Here is a 19,414-nt window from a genome sequence, read left to right as displayed (position 1 = left end):
CTGCATTTAAAGTCTTCTTTACCGAAACTTGCTATAGTATAGCAATTATTTTAATTGATGTCAATAAAATGTAATATTCTTGTAATATATTGAGAATCAGAGAGACTTTATTTATTAAAGAATTCTTTTGCCACAATCTTATCTTTGTTCATTTGAGATGTAAGCTCTTCTATAGAATCGAACTTCATCTCTGGTCGCAAGAAGCTTTTGAAAGTTACTTTTACAAAGCGACCATATAAATCACCATTGTAATCAAGAATATGTGTTTCAATACCTACTATATTTTCATTTGAAACTGAAGGCTTTGTGCCTACATTTGTGACACCATGATATATACGGCCATCGAAATCAATAGTGGTAACATATACTCCAAATTTTGGAACAAGCTTTATCTTTTCAGGCATGATATTGATAGTAGGAATACCTATAGTGTGTCCTAAATGAGCGCCATGAACTACCTCGCCCCATACGAAATATTCATAGCCTAGCATATCATTTACAATGTCTATGTGGCCTTCCTTCAATTCTTCTCTAATGTATGTGCTACTGATATCACGATTATTCTGCTTGATTTTTTCAATAACCTTGTATTCAAATCCAAGCTCTTTTGATAAATCTGTCAGCATGTCAGTATTACCCGCACCTTTGTAGCCAAAGGTGAAATCTGAACCTGAAATCATATATTTCATATTAAGATTTTCAACTAAAACCTTAATAAAGCTTTCAGGATCTGTCTGCATTAATCTCTCATCAAATGGACATTCAATAAGATAATCAAGCCCATCATCATCAAGCATAAACATTCTCTCCTTATTTGTGATAAGGGCTGGAGAATCATCTATTTCAAGTGCAATTCTTGGTGAATTTGTGAAAGTAACAAGACATGATTTAAGACCCTGCTGCTTTTTTGAAATAATATCCTTTGTAAGGCAGGTATGACCTCTGTGAATGCCGTCAAATTTGCCAACAGTCACAGCAGTAGGTTCTGAAATTTTAGTGTCAAATAAAGAATGTAAATACTCCATAATTATTCCAAAAACATTTTTTCCAATACAAATTTTGAATCCACATAATTATAAATTCCAAGGAATCTATTGTCAGGAAGAAATACTCTGTAACGACTATCTTCCTCAAAACTGCTGATGGCCTCTGCAAAAACCATCTCTCTTGGGATTTTACCACCATTTATAGCGATTTTTAAAGCTTCTTCCGTAGGAATTACGAAAACCGTACCAAGATTGTCAAAAACATCTGAAATACCTATCATAATTCCGTCAATATTGCCATTTTTTGCTATTCGTTCTATCTCATCAAGAGTTTTAGCATCCGAAATATCAAATTGGCTGACTCTGGTACGTATAAGTGTTTTCATAGCACAGCCGCAACCAAGTTTTTCTCCGATATCATGGCATAAAGAACGAATATATGTGCCCTTACTGCAATGAATTCGAATAGATACTTCTGGAAGTTTTACATCTAAAATATCTATGCTAAATATAGTAATCGGTCTGGCCTTTCGTTCTACCTCTTTACCTTCTCGGGCAAGCTCATATAGTTTTTTGCCATTGACCTTTAATGCTGAATACATGGGTGGAACCTGCATAATATCACCTACAAAGGAATTAATGGCAGCTTTCACCTCATCCTCTGTTGATGTGATTGATTTACGGAATAATATTCTTCCACTCATATCATAGGTGTCTGTTTCAACACCTAAAATAAAAGTACACTCATAGACCTTGTCCTTGTCTGTGAGCATATCACAAAGCTTTGTAGCTTTTCCTATACATACAGGAAGTACGCCTGTCGCATCTGGATCAAGCGTACCTGTATGTCCTATTTTCTTTATTTTCAATATGCCTCGAATCTTGGCCACAACATCAAAGGATGTGAACCCTGCTTCTTTGTAGACATTAATAATTCCACTTTTCAATAAATTATATTCCTAACTCTGAAAATTGTACTTTAATCATTTCAACAATCTGAGCAATAACACCCCAAGGGTCTTTAGTCTCTACTGAAAAACCAGCAGCCTTTTTGTGACCACCACCACCAAATTTGCCAGTAATAACTGTTAAATCTACATCACCGGTTGCTCTGGTGCTGCCCTTGAAATCGCCATCCTCAAGCTCATAAAGAAAAACTGCAACCTCTACACCTGTTGTATCTCGAAGCTGCTGAACAATTCCTTCTAAGTGCTTGCTCTGAGCCCCATATTCGGCCATATCCTCTGCTGTTATAACTGCAGCAATTATTTTGCCATCCTCAAAGGTCTTACAATTTAAAAGAGCTTTGCCAAGCATACGATTTTGAACCATGGTCTTGGCATAGTAAGTGTCAGTACAGATTTTTGAATAATCGATTCCCTTTGTCATTAAGAAACCTGCCGCATCCATTGTAGACTCTGTGGTGCAGGAATACTGAAAAACACCCGTGTCGTGAATGATACCTGTATATAGGCATTCGGCAATATCTTTTGTGATCTTATCTTTACCAATCTGGTTGTAAACAAGCTCACAGGTAGAACTATCATCTGGAATGATGTAGCTATATTCTGCAAAACCTCCATTTGTAAGATGATGATCAATACAAATAGTGTGCTTTGCCTTTTCAAAAAATGAATTTGCATCACCAAGACGTCCACCCTCACTGCAGTCTAAGGCGATGTATAAATCAAATACAGTATCCTCAGCTACAGTGTGAATGTCCTCAATCTTGTCCGCATTCTTAAAGAATTTAAAAATATTAGGAATAGGATCTAGATAGACATGAACTTCTACCTGCGGATAATAAGTAACTATGTAATTGTACATAGCCATGCATGAACCCACACAATCACCGTCTGGGCGAATGTGTCCACTGATGGCTATAGTTTTAGAGTTTTGTATTAGTTCATTGAAATTGTCTATCATATAGTATTTCTCCTACTTTAGTAACTCTTTATATATCAGCTAAAGAGACCTGCATTCAGAAGGATGCCTATCTAAACTACTCTTCCTCTTTAGCATGAAGAGGTGCGTTAACCTCATCGATAAGTTTGCTCATTTTTGCGGCGTAAGCGATAGATTGGTCACTTACGAATGTAATCTCAGGTGTATTTCTGAGATTGATTCTGTGAGCAAGCTCACGGCGAATGAAGCCCTGTGAGCTTTTAAGACCTTCGATGGTCTTTGCTACAGCCTCATCGTCGCCGAGAACTGAAATATATGCTTTTGCTGTCTTAAGGTCTGGCGCAACCTCTACAGACACAACAGATGTGACTGGAGAGATGCGAGGATCCTTAACCTCAAGACGAATAATGTTTGAAAGCTCACGCATAACTTCCTCGTTAATACGTGTATTTTTTACTGAATTCTTTCTCATTATCTAGGTACCTCAACCATAATGTAGGCCTCAATAATATCCATTTCCTGAACATCATTAAAGTCTTCAATAACAAGACCACACTCAAAGTTAGACTTAACTTCCTTAACATCGTCCTTGAATCTCTTAAGAGAACCAAGCTTTCCTTCATGGATAAGGTTGCCCTCGCGGGTAACACGAACCATACAATCTCTCTGGAAGTAACCATCTGTAACGTAAGAACCTGCGATGTTTCCAACACCTGAAGCCTTGAAAATCTGACGAACCTCTGCGTGGCCGATAACCTTTTCCTCGAAGATTGGATCAAGCATACCCTTCATAGCTGATTCTACGTCGTTGATTGCATCGTAGATAACCTTGTAGAGACGAAGATCTACGCCTTCTCTATCAGCTGTAGCCTTAGCCTGTGGGTCAATACGTACGTTAAATCCAATGATGATTGCATTTGAAGCAGATGCAAGAACAACGTCTGATTCATTGATTGTACCTACACCACCGTGGATAGTCTTAACAACAACTTCTTCGTTTGAAAGCTTTTCAAGTGACTGCTTAACAGCTTCTACAGAACCCTGAACGTCAGCCTTAACAATAATATCAAGTTCCTTAAGATTTCCTGACTCAATCTCGCTAAAGAGTGCATCAAGAGACATCTTAGACTTAGTCTGCTCAACAAGGCGATTCTTGTGCTCTGCAACGAATGTATCAGCAAATGCATGTGCTTCCTTTTCAGAATCAAATGCCATGAATACTTCACCAGCGTTTGGAACCTCTGAAAGACCAAGAATCTCAACTGGAACTGAAGGACCAGCTGTCTTCACACGTGCGCCAGTATCGTCAATCATAGCACGAACCTTACCATGACAGCTTCCGCAGGCAACAGGATCACCAACGTGAAGTGTACCTTTTTGTACAAGAACTGTAGCAACAGCACCACGTCCCTTATCAAGCTGTGCTTCGATAACAAGCCCACGAGCCTTACGCTTTGGATTAGCCCTAAGCTCAAGAACCTCAGCTGTAAGAAGAATCATCTCAAGGAGTGTATCAATACCTTCCTTTGTGTGAGCTGAAACTGGAACAAAGATTGTGCTACCGCCCCAATCCTCAGGAATAAGCTGATATTCTGAAAGCTCCTGCTTAACTCTGTCGATGTTAGCGTTTGGCTTATCAATTTTGTTGATAGCTACGATAATTTCAATGCCAGCAGCCTTTGCGTGGTTGATAGCTTCTACTGTCTGAGGCATTACTCCATCATCAGCAGCTACTACAAGGATAGCGATATCTGTTGAGTTTGCACCACGCATACGCATTGCTGTAAATGCCTCATGACCTGGTGTATCAAGGAATGTGATATCCTCTCCGTTGATTGAAACTGTGTAAGCACCGATGTGCTGTGTGATACCACCAGCCTCACGGTCTGTAACCTTAGTGTCACGGATTGCATCAAGAAGTGATGTTTTACCGTGGTCAACGTGACCCATTACGCAGACAACAGGTGGACGTGATGGATAGCTTGATGTATCCTCTTCCTCTTCCTTAAGAAGCTCTGCGATAACATCAACCTTTTCCTCTTCCTCACAGATGCAGTTGAACTCAAGAGCAATATCAGAAGCCTCTTCAAAATCAACTTCCTGGTTTACAGTAACCATTTTGCCCTTCATGAAGAGAGTCTTGATTACAGCAGATGACTGAACTTTCATTTTGTCTGCAAGATCTTTGATTGTGATTCTCTCTGGTATTGTGATTGTAAGAACTTCATCCATATTACGTTCTGGAGCCTTAGGAGCATTGTTCTTTTTCTTCTTTCCACCATTCTTTTCAAGATTGATGAAATTCTCCTGCTTCTTGCCACCTAAATTGTTATTGTCTTTGTTGTTCTTCTTTTTCTTGTCGTCACGACGGCCGCCCTTAGCATTTGATGAAGGAGCAACCTCTGGAGCTGTTGCCTGCTGTGATGGACGTGAAGGTCTGCCTTCGTTTCTACTATCATTTCTGTTACCGTTTCTGTCATCACGCTTTTCAGGACGCTTTCCATTGCCAGCTGGTCTGTCACCTCTTGCCGGTCTATCTGAACGTTCCTGACGCTCCTGACGTTCTGGTCTGCCCTCGCGCTTTTCATTCCTGTTATCATTGCGCTCAGGACGTTCCTGACGTTTACTTGGACGCTCTGAAGCTTCCTCTGTCTGTGCTTTCTTTGAAACGAACTCTGTATCAGTAGACTGAACAGAAGCTCTCTGAGATGGACGAACACCATCAGCAAAGCTACGAGGTCTGATTGGTCCTCTTGGTGCTTCTGGCTTTGCAGGTGCTGCCTTTTTCTGTCCGTTATTGTTATTATTGTTGTTATTATTTTCTCTGTTATCTTTTCTAGATGAATCAGAGCCACGTCTTCTTCTATTATCATCGCGATCACGAGTAACTACGAAAACATTTTTCTTTTTCTTTACTGGATTGCCATCCTTATCAACAGCACCAGCTTTTTTATCTGTAGCATGAGCCTTATTTGACTCTGCTTTTTTATCAGACTTTGCGCCACCGAAGTTTGCTCTAACTTTTGCTTCAACATCTTCTTCGATGCCACTCGTTGCCTTAGCTTCTATACCATTAGCTTCAAGAAAAGCAATTACATCCTTGCTTTCCCTACCAAGCTCTTTGGCTAATTCATGTACTTTAATTTTTGCCATCTAATATCCTCCTCATTACAACTACTGTATCTTATCTTGAATGCTTAAGGATAAATTTTCATCGCACACTACGATTGATGCCCGATATTCTTTACCAATTGCATGACCTAAAGATTCTTTTGTTCCATATTCCACGTATTTAACTCCGTAGAATTCACAGGAATTTGAAAATGATTTCTTTGTGTTTGCGGAAGCATCTGTTGCAACTATGCAAAGAAAACCGCTGCCATCCTTGATGGCCTGCTCGCAAGCGAATTCGCCACTTACAAGGGCTCCTGCTTTCATAGACATGCTAATCATATTAAGCGCTTTATCTACTGCCATTTTCCAACTCCATATATAAATTGCTGATTACCTCAGGTGATACTGCTGTCTTTAATGCTCTGTTAAAACCTTTTTTCTTTTCTGCAAGTGCAAGGCATGCCTCATTTCGACATACATAAGCTCCTCGGCCTTGAGCCTTATAGCTTAAATCTACTCGAACATCACCATCTAGCCTCACAACCCTAAAAAGCTGATTTTTAGGAAACATTTTATTACAGCCAACGCATTTTCTAAGAGGTAATTCTTTGATTTCCATTACTCTTCCTCTGCAGACTCTTCTACTTCTGCTTCTACATCATCTGACTCTGCATCATCATATTCCTCAGACTCCTCATAGTCATCACCGATGTAGTTGCCATCTTCATCATAGTAGCTGTCATCATCGTCTGCATCTTCATCATAGCTTTCGAAGAAATCACTGAAGTCCTCATCTTCTCTAGCCTGAGACTCACTCTTGATGTCGATTTTGTAGCCTGTAAGACGAGCTGCAAGACGTGCATTCTGACCTTCCTTACCAATGGCAAGTGAAAGCTGGTAATCAGGAACAATTACCTTTGCATCCTTCTCATCAGCATCTGCAGCAACAGCTACAACCTTTGCTGGTGAAAGTGCATTTTCTATTAAGTAAGCTGGGTTTTCATCCCATTCGATAATATCGATTTTCTCACCACGAAGCTCATTAACAATAGCGTTAACTCTGGCACCGTTTTGACCAACGCAAGCTCCTACTGGATCAACGTCCTCGTCGTTTGACCATACAGCAATTTTAGTACGGCTGCCAGCCTCACGAGAGATAGACTTGATTTCAACAATACCATCACGTACCTCAGAAACCTCTTCCTCGAAAAGCTTTTTAACAAGCTCTGGATGTGTACGTGAAACTACGATACGAGGTCCTTTGTTAGAAGTCTTAACCTCTACAATATAAACCTTGATACGATCCTGTGGCTTGTAGTACTCGCCCTTAACCTGCTCAGACTCTGAAAGGAAGCCTTCAAGCTTGCCAAGATTAACATGGATATTGTTGCCAGAGAAACGTGTAACAACACCAGTAACTACCTTGTGCTGAAGTTCATAGTACTCCTCGTAAAGAACCTTACGCTCTTCCTCGCGGATTTTCTGAGTGATAGTATTTTTAGCGGCTGTAGCTGCGATACGACCAAAATCCTTAGACTTAACTTCGATTCTGACAATATCACCTACCTGATGCTTTCCGCTGATATCCTGAGCTTCTGCAACAGAAATCTCTTCAACAGGATCAAATACTTCATCAACAACAGTCTTTGAAAGGTAAACATGATACTCACCAGTAGTCTTGTCGATTTCAACTGATGCATTATCAGCCTTTCCGTAATTGTTCTTACATGCAATAAGAAGGGAATTTTCGATTGTTTCAATCAAAACATCCATGCTTATATTTTTCTCTTTTGCAAGGTCAGTAAGAGCATCCCAAAAATCATTTGTATTAGCTGCCATTATTTCCTCCTAATGTTAAAAATCTATTGTTAATTTAACCTGAGCAACGTCTGCTCTGGCAAAAACTTCTGTACCATCTTCGAATTCGATGGTGAGTGTATCTTTATCAAAAGCTTTGAGAGTGCCAGTAAATTCCTTTGAGCCGTTGACTGGCTTGTAGGTCTTGATGTCTACATCCTGGCCGATAGCCTTCTCAAAGTGCTTATCCTTCTTTAAAACTCTGCCCAGACCTGGTGAACTAACCTCGAAGATATAACCTTCATCTCCACCAATCTGTGGCTCTGCATCGAGTAGCTCGTTCATGCGACGGCTAACATCAACGCAATCATCAATTGTGATTCCACCTTCCTTGTCGATATAGGCTCTCAGATAGTAATCTGCTCCTTCCTTGACGTATTCCACGTCGTAAAGCTCGAAGCCTAATTCATCAAGAATAGGAGTAATCAATTCTTCCGTACGTTTTTCGTAATCGGTGTGTTTTGACATAAATGTCCTCCTTATTCAGTTGTAAGCGTTAACGAGCAAACATAAATAAAAGAGAGAGCTAAGTGCTCTCTCTTTCGGTCGCTCTCTTCAATAACATAAATAATTATATCAGAAAGTCAAATAATTGCAAGTTTTTAGGCAAATTCTTAATAATTGTGTTGTTAATTTGATTAAAAATTTTAGTGATGGAAAAGTCTAAGTCCTGTGAATGACATTACCATTCCATATTTGTTACAGGTCTCGATAACATTATCATCTCTTACTGAACCACCTGGCTGAGCTACATACTTAACACCTGACTTATGTGCTCTTTCGATGTTATCACCAAATGGGAAGAATGCATCAGAACCAACAGATACATCTGTAAGCTTATCTAACCAAGCTCTCTTTTCTGCCTTTGTAAACTCGCTAGGTCTTGTCTTGAAGGTCTTCTGCCATACATCATCACCGATGACATCCTCGAACTCTTCTCCAATGTAAAGGTCGATTGCGTTGTCTCTGTCAGCACGCTTGATACCATCTACAAAATCAAGTCCAAGTACCTTTGGAGACTGACGAAGCCACCAGTTATCAGCCTTCTGACCAGCAAGACGTGTACAGTGGATACGTGACTGCTGTCCTGCTCCGATACCAATTGCCTGACCATCCTTTACATAGCATACAGAATTTGACTGTGTGTACTTTAGAGTAATCATTGCAATAGCAAGGTCAATCTTTGCCTGCTCTGTAAGCTCTTTATTGTCAGTAACGATATTTGCAAAGAAATCATCGTTGATTACAAGTTCATTTCTACCCTGCTCAAAAGTGATACCAAACACTTCCTTGCGTTCAAGCTGCTTTGGAACATAAGCAGGATCAATTTTGATCACAGCGTAGTTGCCGTTCTTTTTAGCCTTTAAAATCTCAAGTGCTTCTGGCTCATAGCCTGGTGCAATAACACCGTCTGAAACCTCGCGCTTGATAAGCTTTGCTGTAGCTACATCGCACACATCTGAAAGAGATATAAAATCGCCAAATGAAGACATTCTGTCTGCACCACGAGCTCTAGCGTAAGCATTTGCAAGAGGAGTGAATTCCATATCCAAATCATCACACCAATAAATCTTTCTCTCTACGTCTGAAAGAGGAAGTCCAACTGCAGCACCTGCTGGGCTTACATGCTTAAATGAAGTAGCTGCAGCAAGGCCTGTAGCCTTCTTTAATTCTGAAACAAGTTGCCAGCCGTTAAAAGCATCTAAAAAATTGATGTAGCCTGGCTTACCGCTTAATACTTCGATCGGAAGCTCGCCTTCTTCCATATAAATTCTAGAAGGCTTTTGATTTGGATTACAACCATACTTTAATTCTAATTCTTTCATTTTATTCTTCTCCTTAGTCTGTCAGTGCCAAGACTTTCTCTCGCTTGTTACGCTAACAAATCAACACATCGCTCCGTCACGAGATTGGTTCCTTGAGCAATGTGTTGCTTTGATAGCTACAAGCTATTTATAGGATGTGCACTGACATAACAAACTAATATTTAACTATAAATTATAATTATATAAGTTTAACGTATGTTTTTGTTAATAATACGAGTTTCTTTTGCACCTGTAGCGATGTCGATGAAACGAACGAAAAGTGAGACTTTGTTGTCTGGATCAAGGTTTGACCAAACCAGATCTGTGAATTCGTCAATGTTTCCTGTTATTTCAATTGGAGTAGGCTCGCCTTCATAAGAAGGAAGTGGATTTCCATCGCCCATATAAGTGTGAATAAAACGACCTGAACCGGCCTTAGGATTAGAATAATCAAATGTGTATCTATTACATGAATCAGGGTCGCCCATGTTAGATTTGAGAATAGACATTGTGTAACTGAACTGTCCATCTGAAAGATGCATTAAACCAGAAATACGAGGTGTGTAATTAGGGCCATCAGGCTCAAACTCACGACGGCGAAGTGTCTGCTCAAATGACTCTCCTGCCTGCATATACTCATAAATGGTGTCTGTCTGGTCACCGTTTGTGACGATTGTATCATTTCCGAGCACTCGAACTGGTGCATAGATTATAAGGCTTGGATCTGTAAGCTTTGATGGATCAAAAGCTTCTGTACGAATGCCTTCACCTTCCTCTACGAATACGCGGTTACGAGAATTCTCAGAACGTCCCATAATAAAATAGGCAGTGACAGCCTTGGTTCCGTCTGCTGAACGACCAATGACAATGCCTCTGCCTGGATAGGTGGTTGCTGATAATTCTTTTGCTAAAGATTTTACTACCATGGGTTCCTCCTTTAGTTACATTTTCCGCTACAAATTATAACTGAACACATGGAAGAAGTCTACATAAAATTCCAAGGCTGCCTGTTACGCAGACAAGCATATGTACCACTTTGAGGTATCGCTTCTCTTCCAAGGCCGCCTGTTACGCAAACAAGCCAATATGCAACATTTTGGTATCGCTTCGCTACCATGTCCGCCTGTTACGCAGACAAGCATATGTACCACTTTGAGGTATCGCTTTCGCTATACTCACCTCAAAGCGGCACATATGCTTGTCTACTACAGGCTCATTTAGAGTCGATAATGTGTTGGATAATTTATGTACGGGTGGGTACGTACGGAATCACCCATGGTACGTTTACGTTAGGTTTCTTTACTGAAAGCTGAAAGAAAATCATCAGCTGTAATGTTATAGGCGCCGTTGTTAGTGTAGGCTTTGGAGCCGGTTAGGCGGGTTAGATCAGTGCTGGTGTAGGAATTTGCCATGGACGATTTTGTGGCTACCTGATATGCATAGCTACCCGTCCCACTAAACAAGTCCTTTACGTAAGTCATGTTGGCTTTATTTTTTAGGAAATCCTCGTCCACAGATAGATGGTTATTACTTCCTATGGTGATACCGGCTTTTGCTAAAGTACTAGAAGTCTTTGCTGTCAAGGATACCATGGATGCCACCTGGCCTAGCACAGACGTTGAATCTGATTTTTGACCACTGTCTACCAAATTATTATAAGCATCAGCAAACTTAGATATAGCGCTGTATATTGCATCCTTGTCGTAATCCTTTGTTACCTTTCCATCCTCTCCCTTTGTCTCAACCTGCTTCCAAATAGAATTAGAACCTCTGGCAAGGAGCTTATCTGTAGCCTTACTCAAATCTGCAGAATCATTTCGAATCTGGCTAATTTTTGATGTGTCGGCCTTTAGCTTTTTGGAACCGTCCTTGCTTTCACTCTTTAGGTTGCCATCAAAATCGTATTTTGCATAATAGGCCTTTACAAGTTTTCCGTAATTACCACTTTTAATTTGTGTAAGATTTGTAAGTGAGCCTTCAAGACCGCCAAATATAGAATTGGCACCTATATTGCTAGATGAAAACAATGATGATATAGCGTTATTGTTGAAAGAATTAATAGTTAAAGACATAAACATCACTCCTTTGATATAAAACCTGAACATCCTTGTTCTATAGTTTTGTCTTTTGGTTACAGCTTTGCTTATTATGATTGTACTATGGAAATGTGATGGAATTGTTAAGGGGAAAGAGTTGGATATGAATTTTGAATTTGAATTTAATTGGTTTAAGGCGGAAGGAACACCTCATCAGTCAGCAAAGCTGACAGCTTCCCCCTCGCCGGGGTGGCAGATAACGCTAAAGCATTATCTCTTCCCCCAAGGGGAAGCCTTTTATAATCTCATAGGGATGTTGTTTTTAGACAAGTATTTTTTTAATTCGATAATTTCCAGTTCCTTGAAGTGGAATAATGATGCGGCCAATGCTGCATCGGCGCCGCCTGTGGTGAGAGCATCTTTGAAATGTTCCATTGTACCGGCTCCACCTGAGGCGATAACTGGAATATTTACGGCTGAGGAAATGGCTTTTGTAAGCTCTATATCAAAGCCAGCTTTGGTGCCATCCTGATCCATTGATGTAAGAAGGATTTCTCCTGCACCAAGCTTCTCACCCTTTATAGCCCATTCAACGGCGTCAATACCACAATCTAAACGACCACCATGTTTATAAATATTAAAGCCTCCATCAGGCCGCCTTTTTGCATCAATGGCAAGAACTACACATTGAGAACCAAATTTATCTGCTGCCTCTGAAATAAGAGTTGGGTTGTCTATTGCAGCAGAGTTAACAGATATTTTATCAGCTCCCTCTCTAAGGAGTGCTTTAAAATCATCTACAGTACGTATACCACCACCTACCGTAAATGGAATAAATACCTGTTCCGCCACGCGACGAACCATGTCTACGACTGTATTACGATGGTCTGAGGAAGCTGTGATATCAAGAAATACTACTTCATCCGCTCCCGCTTTATCATATGCTGCCGCTATTTCTACAGGATCACCTGCATCACGAAGATCAACAAAATTTACACCTTTTACTACTCTGCCATCTTTAACATCCAGGCATGGGATAATTCTTTTAGTATGCACGGTAAGCCTCCTATATGTTTGCGAAATTCTCTAGTATCTTTAAGCCTACTGTTGAAGATTTTTCAGGATGAAACTGGCAGGCAAAAATGTTGTCTTTTTCAACTGAAGCATGAATGTGGCATCCATATTCTGTAGTTGCTTTAACTATTAAAGGATTAGCAGCCTCCAAATAATACGAATGTACAAAATAAACAAAAGAGCCTTCGTCAATATCCTTAAATAGCTTTCCTTCATTTGGATAATCTAAAGAATTCCAGCCTATGTGTGGAACCTTTAGTCCAGGAGCATCTGGTATTCTTTTTACTACACCATCTAATAGATGCAGACCTTCAACGCCCACAGATTCCTCACTGGATTCAAACAAAAGCTGAAGTCCCAGGCAAATACCAAGGAATGGTCTTTCACTTTGTACATAATCCTTTATCGCCTTGTCCAGCTCATATTTTTTAAGATGGTTCATTGCGTCAGCAAAAGAGCCGACTCCTGGTAAAACCACGTGGTCGGCTTTTTCTATCACACTAAAATCCCTGGTAAGGACAGTTTCCTTACCAAGGATTTTGAATGCTTTTTCTACACTTTTAATATTTCCTGCATCGTAATCAAGTATCGCTATCATGTGTCTGGTAATCCTAAGCCTCTAAGCACCTTTCTAAGTTCTATTGTATAGTAATGGCGGTTCTTTTGCTTATAAATTGCCATGGCCTCCTCTTCTGAAAGTCCAAAGCTGTCATTTAGCTCCTGTATGATAGTGGTGCCAAATGCATCATACTCAGTCTCAATACCATATTTTACAGCGTCGTCTTTGTATTTCATGTAACGTCCATAGCCTTTTAATAATGAATCAAGAGCATAATTGTACATATCATAATTCATAAAGGCTACGTATTCATCCTGACATTGCTGCAAATCAGCAAGAGTTCTGGCTTGATTTCTTAACAGTTCAACTTTCTCATCTGACCTGAAGTCAAAACCGTTCAGCTTTTCATAAGCTGCAATGTAATTCCCCTCGGTGAACAAATCATTAGCCTGGGACATATGTCGTTTAAGGCCCGTGAATTGCATTCCGACAATTACTACACCAATTATTGATATAGATAATACCAAAAAAGTAGCAATAATGGAAAGAGGAATTTTCGGAGAATTATCAGGTTCTTTTTGTTTCTTTGGTTTTTTAGGCTTTGGTGGTTTCTTTGGCTTTTCTTTTTTAGCTGCTTCCTTCTCTTTTTTAGCTTCTTCTTTTTCCTTTTTCGCAGCCTCTTTTGCGGCCTTCTTTTCCGCTTTTTCCCTCTTTTTCTTTTCCTTAGGATCCTCTGGAATACCACCTTCTGGAACTATTGGATTGCCATCTTCATCATAGGTAATCTCCACAGTTCCATTTTTCTTTGCCTTCTCAGCCTCCATTTCAGCTATTTCGTCTTCATCTGGAGCACCAAATATAATCAACGCAAGCTTTTGTAAAAACGGATTAGGCTTTTTTTCGCCTTTCTCCTTCTTTTTCTTTTCTTTCTTTTCTTTTTTCTCTTTTTTCTTTTTACCTTTTTTACCACCGTCATCCGATGAACTATCGTCAGATTCCTCTGCAGATGTATCTATATCCGCAGAGCCTGATGAGCCTTCGTCATCACCACTTAAAATAGAATTTATATCCAAAAGATCCTCATCCCCTTCTAGAATGCTTTCTACATCTAAATCTCCTTCACCAGATAAATCAGGCTCTTCTCCCTCCCCAAATTCTGCAGCATCTAATGCATCCATATCATCTGGAAGGAATTCCTTTAACGAATCATCCAAAGGTTCTTCTTCAATATCAGCCATGTCATCGAGAGATAACCCAAAATCATCTGGTGAGTCATTTGATTCTGATGGCATTTCGTCTGTATCAGACTCTTCTATAAATTGAGACAAATCAATATCATCATCATCCGGAAGTTTTAATTCTTCATCCCCTATGCCTCCACTGCTTTCAAGAGGGGACTCCATAACTTCCTGTGGTTCATCTTCAACTATTTCTTCTATGAGATCAGAGTCTATAAGTTCAGGTTCTGAAGGCTCGGATTCTATAGGCTCAGGTTCTACCGACATATTTATATCATCGCTAGCTACAGCTTCCATAACTTCTGGATTTTCATCAAGCTGTTTGGTCGCATTCGCAACTGCATTATCTATATTGTTCAGAAGCTTATCTACAACTCCTTCATCATCTGGAGCCTTTCCTGTTTCCATGAAGAGTTGTTCGTCTTTGTTTAATTCCTCCTCAAATTCTGCTAAAAATGAATCTGCATCGTCTTCATTTTCAAGTTCTTCTTCAAATTTGCGCAAAAAATCTTCCTCAGAAAACACCTTCCTGAGGTAAGGATGTGAGCTCTTTGGTCTTGTCTGCCGAACATCAATGCCAGTAGCAGCGAAAAAATCTTCGTCTGGGTTCACTGCCTTTCGAGATTCTACAAATTTCTGTTGTTTTCTCTCAACATTTTCTTGCACATACTCAGCGTCAGTCTTAGCTCTATTTATAGAATTAAGAAGCCCGTCCAAATAGTCTTCTGACCGAGACATGTCTATCCCCCTTTAAAAATAAGGGGTATGCAAGGCATACCCCTGAATTTTTAATAATGTTAAATGCCTTTTCGTGCATCCTCATACTTCGCTACAAGCTCATCAACCACATTAATAAGCTTACCAATTTCAGGCTTTGTAAGCTGTGCATCTGCACCTAAGCTTTCACCTTTTCGTCTAATCTCATCATTGATAAGGGATGAGAAAATGATAACTGGAATATTCTTTAAAGTATCATTTTCCTTAACAAGCTTTGTAAGTCTGTGACCATCCATAAGAGGCATCTCAATATCTGTTATGATAAGGTGAACATCGTTGAGAACTGTGCCTTTCTTAAGAAGTTCAACCAGCTTGTCCCAGCCCTCCTGACCGTTCATATTTACAATTAAGTTTGTGTAACCAGCTTTCTTCAAGCACTCCACAATAAGTTTTGAAAGAAGTGGTGAATCTTCACATAAAAGAATAGGAGATTTGCTTCTATCATGTGACTCGTAATCATCCATCTCTGATACTTTAAGACCAGTCTCTGGATTAATGTCAGTAACGATTTTCTCAAAATCAAGAATAACTACAAGTCTATCTTCTAGTTTTATAACACCAGTTGAAACACCTGATTCATCTGAACTTATAGTAGCATCCGGCTTTATAATATCTTCCCATGATACACGATGAATTCCAAGAACTTCATCTACATGAAATGCCGTATTTAAACTGTTAAAGTTGGTGATAATGAAAAGTCCATCATTTGCGGGCTCTTCAGTGATATTCAAACATTTGCGAAGAGAAATAACAGAAATCATAATATCTCTTGGCATGAAAATACCTTCGATGCAGGGATGTGCATTAGGCAATGGAGTAACCTGCTGATATAACAAAATTTCCCTAATCTTAGCAACATTGATTCCATAGAAATTGCTGCCTACCTTGAACTCAAGGACCTCCAGTTCGTTAGTACCTGATTCCAATAAAATATTAGTATCCATGCAAATCTCCTCTCACTAACATATATATAAAATCATCTTGCTAATATAATGATTTTAATCACTATTAAATAGCTGTACCCCTTGTAGAATCATCACTTGTTACAAATAACTCCAGTGATGAGATATTTTCAACCGCTGAATTACTAAATAAAAATACCAGTATAAATTTTTTTGATTCTCCCGCTCCAAGCTTTCCTTTAAAGTTCGCCAAATCATTAGCTAGTGGAGTAAACACAGCATTTGTCTTTTCACCACCATTTAATGAAAGACTATAAGTTCGTTTGGAAATCCCCGAGAAATCAACATCAGCTTCAGTTGTATTACTGGCTTCAATGCTCAGTATTACGTACTGTTTTCCGTTTACCCTACTCAAAATAAAGCTGTCCGTTGGCTTGTACTCGATACTCACATCAAATTCTGAGCACACAAAGTCCACACCATCAACACCAACTGCATCTGTAAATGACAATCCATTTGAATTTCCATCTTGACCTGCTTGCGCACCCTCATCAGCGTCATCTGCTATAATCGGCTCTCCAGTTTCAGGATCAATTTGAGTCTCAGTTTCCTCTGAGTTATCTTCTCCCTCTATAGCTTCCGCTACTTCTTCCTCTTCGCTTGGCTTGTATTCTTCATCCAACTCACCTTTTCTGACACGGGCATTTGCAATACCTGTAATCTGATTTTTATTGAATTTGGCTACTGCCTTAGCAGAATAAAGAGCAATGATAGCTTCTTCTTCACTGGACATTTGGTATAAAGAATCACCACAACCAGTACCTAATAGAGAAAAACACAACACAGATGTCACAAGTAAAATTCTGTTAATTTTCATGCCTTCTCCTAAAAAAATAAACTAATCATTAATGGTATATTAGCATTAAAATGTGTACCATTCAATGTGAAAAATCAGAAAATTCTATGAATTTTCTTTGATTTTTGTGTCTTTTGACAAAGATAATTCAAACCAAAATTCAACTCCATTTGGAAGATTTTCAACACCAAATTTCTCATGTAATAAATCCATTGTAGCTTTAACAACTGAAAGTCCTATTCCGCTTCCGCCATATTCTCTGCTTCTAGCCTTATCCGCCTTGTAAAATTTCTCCCATATATGTTTAATATCTTTTTTTGCTATATTATTTCCCGAATTAAATACACTAATTCTAACCTTTCCTCTTTTCATGAAATCATAGCGTACTGTAATAATATTTTCATTCATAACGTAATGAATAGCATTACTAATGAAATTAGTAAAAACCTGTTCAACCAGGAATTCATCTGCTTTAACATAACACTCCGCTTTATTAATAAAACTATATGTTATGTTTTGAGCTTCAAAATTAATCCTGTTACTATCAACCACACTATCAATCATCTCAGTAAGGTTAAAGTCTACAAGATCTAAATCCATTTGGCCTGCTTCCAATTGATTTAAAATCAGCATTTCACGAACAAGTCTGTTCATCTTATTTGCTTCGTCTATGATGATATCAAGATATATCTGACGGCTCACTTCATCCTCCATGATGCCTTCCTGTAAGCCCTCAGCATAGCCTTGTATTAAAGCTATTGGAGTTTTCAATTCGTGTGAAACATTAGAAACAAATTCCTTGCGCATTTTCTCTGTTTCATCTTTAAGTTCCAAATCATGTTTCAGGCTTTCGTTTGCAGCCTGAAGCTGGTCTATAGCACGTTTAAGGGTGATAGACATCTCATTTACATGCTCGCCCAAATCATCCATCTCGTTGTATATCAGTTGTGGATGATATGTAGCATCAAAATCGAAATTTGAAATACGCTTTGTAATACTAATCAAATCAAACAACGGTCTGGTAAAAATAGATATTAAAAATTTGCCTACAAATATAGCAATCACCGAGTCCAAAACTACCATAAACAAAAAGAATCTATTCGTTATGTGAATACTTTCTTCCATAGCTGAAGTAGTTGCTTGAATAAATACAATATTTGAATCAGGTAAAACACCTATCAATAAAAGAAACGAGTCATCTACTGATGGAATCACCTGAGATACAATTCTATAATTATGGGTGGATTTGAGCAATTTTGTGGTACCATCATCAGAAAGCAATGTATGATTAAGCTGCTCATTTAGAATGTTTGTATTAACATTAGACGCAACAAGAGGATCGCCATCTGCTTCTGTAACCATTACTGAAACAGCATGCCGATCGAATAGAGCTAAATTATCGACACCATATTCTTCACCGTACAAGGTGCCCTCTTCACATCGTTCAGAGATAATTTTGAATACTTCTTCTAAATCTTTTCTTTTTTCGTAATTGTAATAATCCCCTAAAAAGATAGAGGTTAGGATGCATACCACTATCAATGAAGATAGTACTATAAATCCTAACACTCCTACTATTTGGCGATTAATTTTATTAGATTTTTGTGTCGACTTCAAATTTATACCCCATGCCCCAAATAGTCTTGATGTAATTGCCCTTATCATCTAACTTGCTGCGAAGCTTCTTAACATGGGTATCAATAGTTCTTGCATCTCCAAAATAATCATAATCCCACACATGATTAAGAATCTTCTCACGAGAAAGTGCAATTCCTTCATTGTTGATGAAATAATAGAGAAGTTCGAACTCTTTTACTGAAAGTTCAACTGGATTTCCGTCGTTGGTGGCGACATGAGCATCCACATCGAGTTGGATACCACCAGCCTCAACCACCTTTTTGCCAAGAGAATCATCAGTACTTCTACGAAGAACCGCATTTACTCTTGCCATAAGAATCTTTGGAGAAAACGGTTTGTTAATGTATTCGTCTGCACCAAGCTCGAATCCGTTAAGAACATCATTTTCTTCACCTTTTGCTGTAAGCATTAATACTGGAATGGATGATGTCTCTCGAATCTCTTTTAATACAGCAAATCCGTCAACCTTAGGCATCATTACGTCTAAAATGATAAGTGAAATTTCACTATCCATGTAGAACATATCCAAAGCCTGCTCACCATTCTCAGCTTCTACAACTTCATAGTCTTCCCTTATCAAATAGTCTCTGATAAGCTTTCTCATTCGGCCTTCATCATCAGCCACAAGAATTTTGTTTTTCGACATAACACCAACCCCATCCTTGAA

At 39.0% G+C, this 19,414-nt stretch carries 19 protein-coding genes; all 19 read right to left on the bottom strand.

Translation table 11 applies throughout. The features are described from left to right. Positions 1-107: 107 nt before the first annotated feature. Positions 108-1,025 (bottom strand): bifunctional riboflavin kinase/FAD synthetase, encoded by a 918-nt coding sequence (locus BLV53_RS00625; protein WP_090295664.1) that lies wholly within the window; start codon positions 1,023-1,025, stop codon positions 108-110. 2 nt (positions 1,026-1,027) lie between these two features. Then, on the bottom strand, positions 1,028-1,933 hold the full coding sequence (gene truB / locus BLV53_RS00620) for a tRNA pseudouridine(55) synthase TruB (protein ID WP_090295661.1): 906 nt from the start codon (positions 1,931-1,933) through the stop codon (positions 1,028-1,030). A 4-nt stretch (positions 1,934-1,937) separates the two neighbouring features. Then, the gene (locus BLV53_RS00615; RefSeq protein ID WP_090295659.1) at positions 1,938-2,912 is read right to left on the bottom strand and encodes a DHH family phosphoesterase; all 975 of its coding nucleotides are present in this window, start codon (positions 2,910-2,912) and stop codon (positions 1,938-1,940) included. A gap of 76 nt (positions 2,913-2,988) precedes the next feature. Next, positions 2,989-3,363: a 30S ribosome-binding factor RbfA gene (rbfA, locus tag BLV53_RS00610; protein WP_090295656.1), complete on the bottom strand. Its 375-nt coding sequence runs from the start codon at positions 3,361-3,363 to the stop codon at positions 2,989-2,991. Beyond that, the gene (infB, locus tag BLV53_RS00605) at positions 3,363-6,044 is read right to left on the bottom strand and encodes a translation initiation factor IF-2 (RefSeq protein ID WP_090295654.1); all 2,682 of its coding nucleotides are present in this window, start codon (positions 6,042-6,044) and stop codon (positions 3,363-3,365) included. The genes rbfA and infB overlap by 1 nt, the downstream gene beginning before the upstream one ends. A gap of 21 nt (positions 6,045-6,065) precedes the next feature. Beyond that, a complete protein-coding gene (locus BLV53_RS00600; protein WP_090295652.1) occupies positions 6,066-6,368 on the bottom strand; it encodes a L7Ae/L30e/S12e/Gadd45 family ribosomal protein in 303 nt (100 codons plus the stop codon). Further along, positions 6,355-6,624 carry an RNase P modulator RnpM gene (gene rnpM / locus BLV53_RS00595; protein WP_090295650.1) on the bottom strand — a complete coding sequence of 90 codons (270 nt, stop codon included), beginning with the start codon at positions 6,622-6,624 and terminating at the stop codon, positions 6,355-6,357. Before rnpM ends, BLV53_RS00600 begins: the two co-directional genes overlap by 14 nt. Continuing rightward, a complete protein-coding gene (gene nusA, locus BLV53_RS00590) occupies positions 6,624-7,844 on the bottom strand; it encodes a transcription termination factor NusA (RefSeq protein WP_090295644.1) in 1,221 nt (406 codons plus the stop codon). The genes rnpM and nusA overlap by 1 nt, the downstream gene beginning before the upstream one ends. A 15-nt stretch (positions 7,845-7,859) precedes the next feature. After that, positions 7,860-8,330 (bottom strand): ribosome maturation factor RimP, encoded by a 471-nt coding sequence (gene rimP, locus BLV53_RS00585; protein WP_090295641.1) that lies wholly within the window; start codon positions 8,328-8,330, stop codon positions 7,860-7,862. A gap of 179 nt (positions 8,331-8,509) precedes the next feature. Further along, positions 8,510-9,688 (bottom strand): phosphoribosylaminoimidazolecarboxamide formyltransferase, encoded by a 1,179-nt coding sequence (locus BLV53_RS00580; RefSeq protein WP_090295638.1) that lies wholly within the window; start codon positions 9,686-9,688, stop codon positions 8,510-8,512. Positions 9,689-9,876: 188 nt separating this feature from the next. Continuing rightward, positions 9,877-10,593, bottom strand: a complete 717-nt coding sequence (locus tag BLV53_RS00575) for an IMP cyclohydrolase (RefSeq protein ID WP_090295635.1) — start codon at positions 10,591-10,593, stop codon at positions 9,877-9,879. A gap of 363 nt (positions 10,594-10,956) precedes the next feature. Then, positions 10,957-11,739, bottom strand: coding sequence for a hypothetical protein (locus BLV53_RS00570; protein ID WP_090295632.1), 783 nt, complete (start codon positions 11,737-11,739; stop codon positions 10,957-10,959). A gap of 261 nt (positions 11,740-12,000) precedes the next feature. Continuing rightward, positions 12,001-12,759, bottom strand: a complete 759-nt coding sequence (hisF, locus tag BLV53_RS00565; RefSeq protein WP_090295630.1) for an imidazole glycerol phosphate synthase subunit HisF — start codon at positions 12,757-12,759, stop codon at positions 12,001-12,003. Between the two features lie 10 nt (positions 12,760-12,769). Then, on the bottom strand, positions 12,770-13,375 hold the full coding sequence (hisH, locus tag BLV53_RS00560) for an imidazole glycerol phosphate synthase subunit HisH (protein WP_090295627.1): 606 nt from the start codon (positions 13,373-13,375) through the stop codon (positions 12,770-12,772). Continuing rightward, positions 13,372-15,312, bottom strand: a complete 1,941-nt coding sequence (locus BLV53_RS00555; RefSeq protein WP_090295624.1) for a hypothetical protein — start codon at positions 15,310-15,312, stop codon at positions 13,372-13,374. Before BLV53_RS00555 ends, hisH begins: the two co-directional genes overlap by 4 nt. Positions 15,313-15,371: 59 nt before the next feature. Continuing rightward, positions 15,372-16,295 carry a chemotaxis protein gene (locus BLV53_RS00550; protein ID WP_090295622.1) on the bottom strand — a complete coding sequence of 308 codons (924 nt, stop codon included), beginning with the start codon at positions 16,293-16,295 and terminating at the stop codon, positions 15,372-15,374. 64 nt (positions 16,296-16,359) lie between these two features. Then, positions 16,360-17,130 (bottom strand): hypothetical protein, encoded by a 771-nt coding sequence (locus BLV53_RS00545; RefSeq protein ID WP_090295619.1) that lies wholly within the window; start codon positions 17,128-17,130, stop codon positions 16,360-16,362. Positions 17,131-17,214: 84 nt separating this feature from the next. Continuing rightward, entirely contained in the window at positions 17,215-18,726 is a 1,512-nt protein-coding gene (locus BLV53_RS00540) for a sensor histidine kinase (protein ID WP_170830717.1), read from the bottom strand. Continuing rightward, entirely contained in the window at positions 18,704-19,393 is a 690-nt protein-coding gene (locus BLV53_RS00535) for a response regulator transcription factor (protein WP_090295613.1), read from the bottom strand. The genes BLV53_RS00540 and BLV53_RS00535 overlap by 23 nt, the downstream gene beginning before the upstream one ends. Between the last annotated feature and the right edge of the window lie 21 nt (positions 19,394-19,414).

Source organism: Pseudobutyrivibrio sp. ACV-2 (assembly GCF_900107545.1).
Classification (GTDB): Bacteria; Bacillota; Clostridia; order Lachnospirales; family Lachnospiraceae; genus Pseudobutyrivibrio.
Note: the sequence above shows the minus strand (reverse complement) of the source record. Positions and strands in the feature narration are given on the sequence as shown.

Coding starts and splice junctions, on each gene's coding strand:
- BLV53_RS00625 (WP_090295664.1), bottom strand. CDS start 1,025: ATGGAGTATTTACATTCTTTATTTGACACTAAAATTTCAGAACCTACT.
- BLV53_RS00615 (WP_090295659.1), bottom strand. CDS start 2,912: ATGATAGACAATTTCAATGAACTAATACAAAACTCTAAAACTATAGCC.
- rbfA (WP_090295656.1), bottom strand. CDS start 3,363: ATGAGAAAGAATTCAGTAAAAAATACACGTATTAACGAGGAAGTTATG.
- infB (WP_090295654.1), bottom strand. CDS start 6,044: ATGGCAAAAATTAAAGTACATGAATTAGCCAAAGAGCTTGGTAGGGAA.
- BLV53_RS00600 (WP_090295652.1), bottom strand. CDS start 6,368: ATGGCAGTAGATAAAGCGCTTAATATGATTAGCATGTCTATGAAAGCA.
- rnpM (WP_090295650.1), bottom strand. CDS start 6,624: ATGGAAATCAAAGAATTACCTCTTAGAAAATGCGTTGGCTGTAATAAA.
- nusA (WP_090295644.1), bottom strand. CDS start 7,844: ATGGCAGCTAATACAAATGATTTTTGGGATGCTCTTACTGACCTTGCA.
- rimP (WP_090295641.1), bottom strand. CDS start 8,330: ATGTCAAAACACACCGATTACGAAAAACGTACGGAAGAATTGATTACT.
- BLV53_RS00580 (WP_090295638.1), bottom strand. CDS start 9,688: ATGAAAGAATTAGAATTAAAGTATGGTTGTAATCCAAATCAAAAGCCT.
- BLV53_RS00575 (WP_090295635.1), bottom strand. CDS start 10,593: ATGGTAGTAAAATCTTTAGCAAAAGAATTATCAGCAACCACCTATCCA.
- BLV53_RS00570 (WP_090295632.1), bottom strand. CDS start 11,739: ATGTCTTTAACTATTAATTCTTTCAACAATAACGCTATATCATCATTG.
- hisH (WP_090295627.1), bottom strand. CDS start 13,375: ATGATAGCGATACTTGATTACGATGCAGGAAATATTAAAAGTGTAGAA.
- BLV53_RS00555 (WP_090295624.1), bottom strand. CDS start 15,312: ATGTCTCGGTCAGAAGACTATTTGGACGGGCTTCTTAATTCTATAAAT.
- BLV53_RS00550 (WP_090295622.1), bottom strand. CDS start 16,295: ATGGATACTAATATTTTATTGGAATCAGGTACTAACGAACTGGAGGTC.
- BLV53_RS00545 (WP_090295619.1), bottom strand. CDS start 17,130: ATGAAAATTAACAGAATTTTACTTGTGACATCTGTGTTGTGTTTTTCT.
- BLV53_RS00535 (WP_090295613.1), bottom strand. CDS start 19,393: ATGTCGAAAAACAAAATTCTTGTGGCTGATGATGAAGGCCGAATGAGA.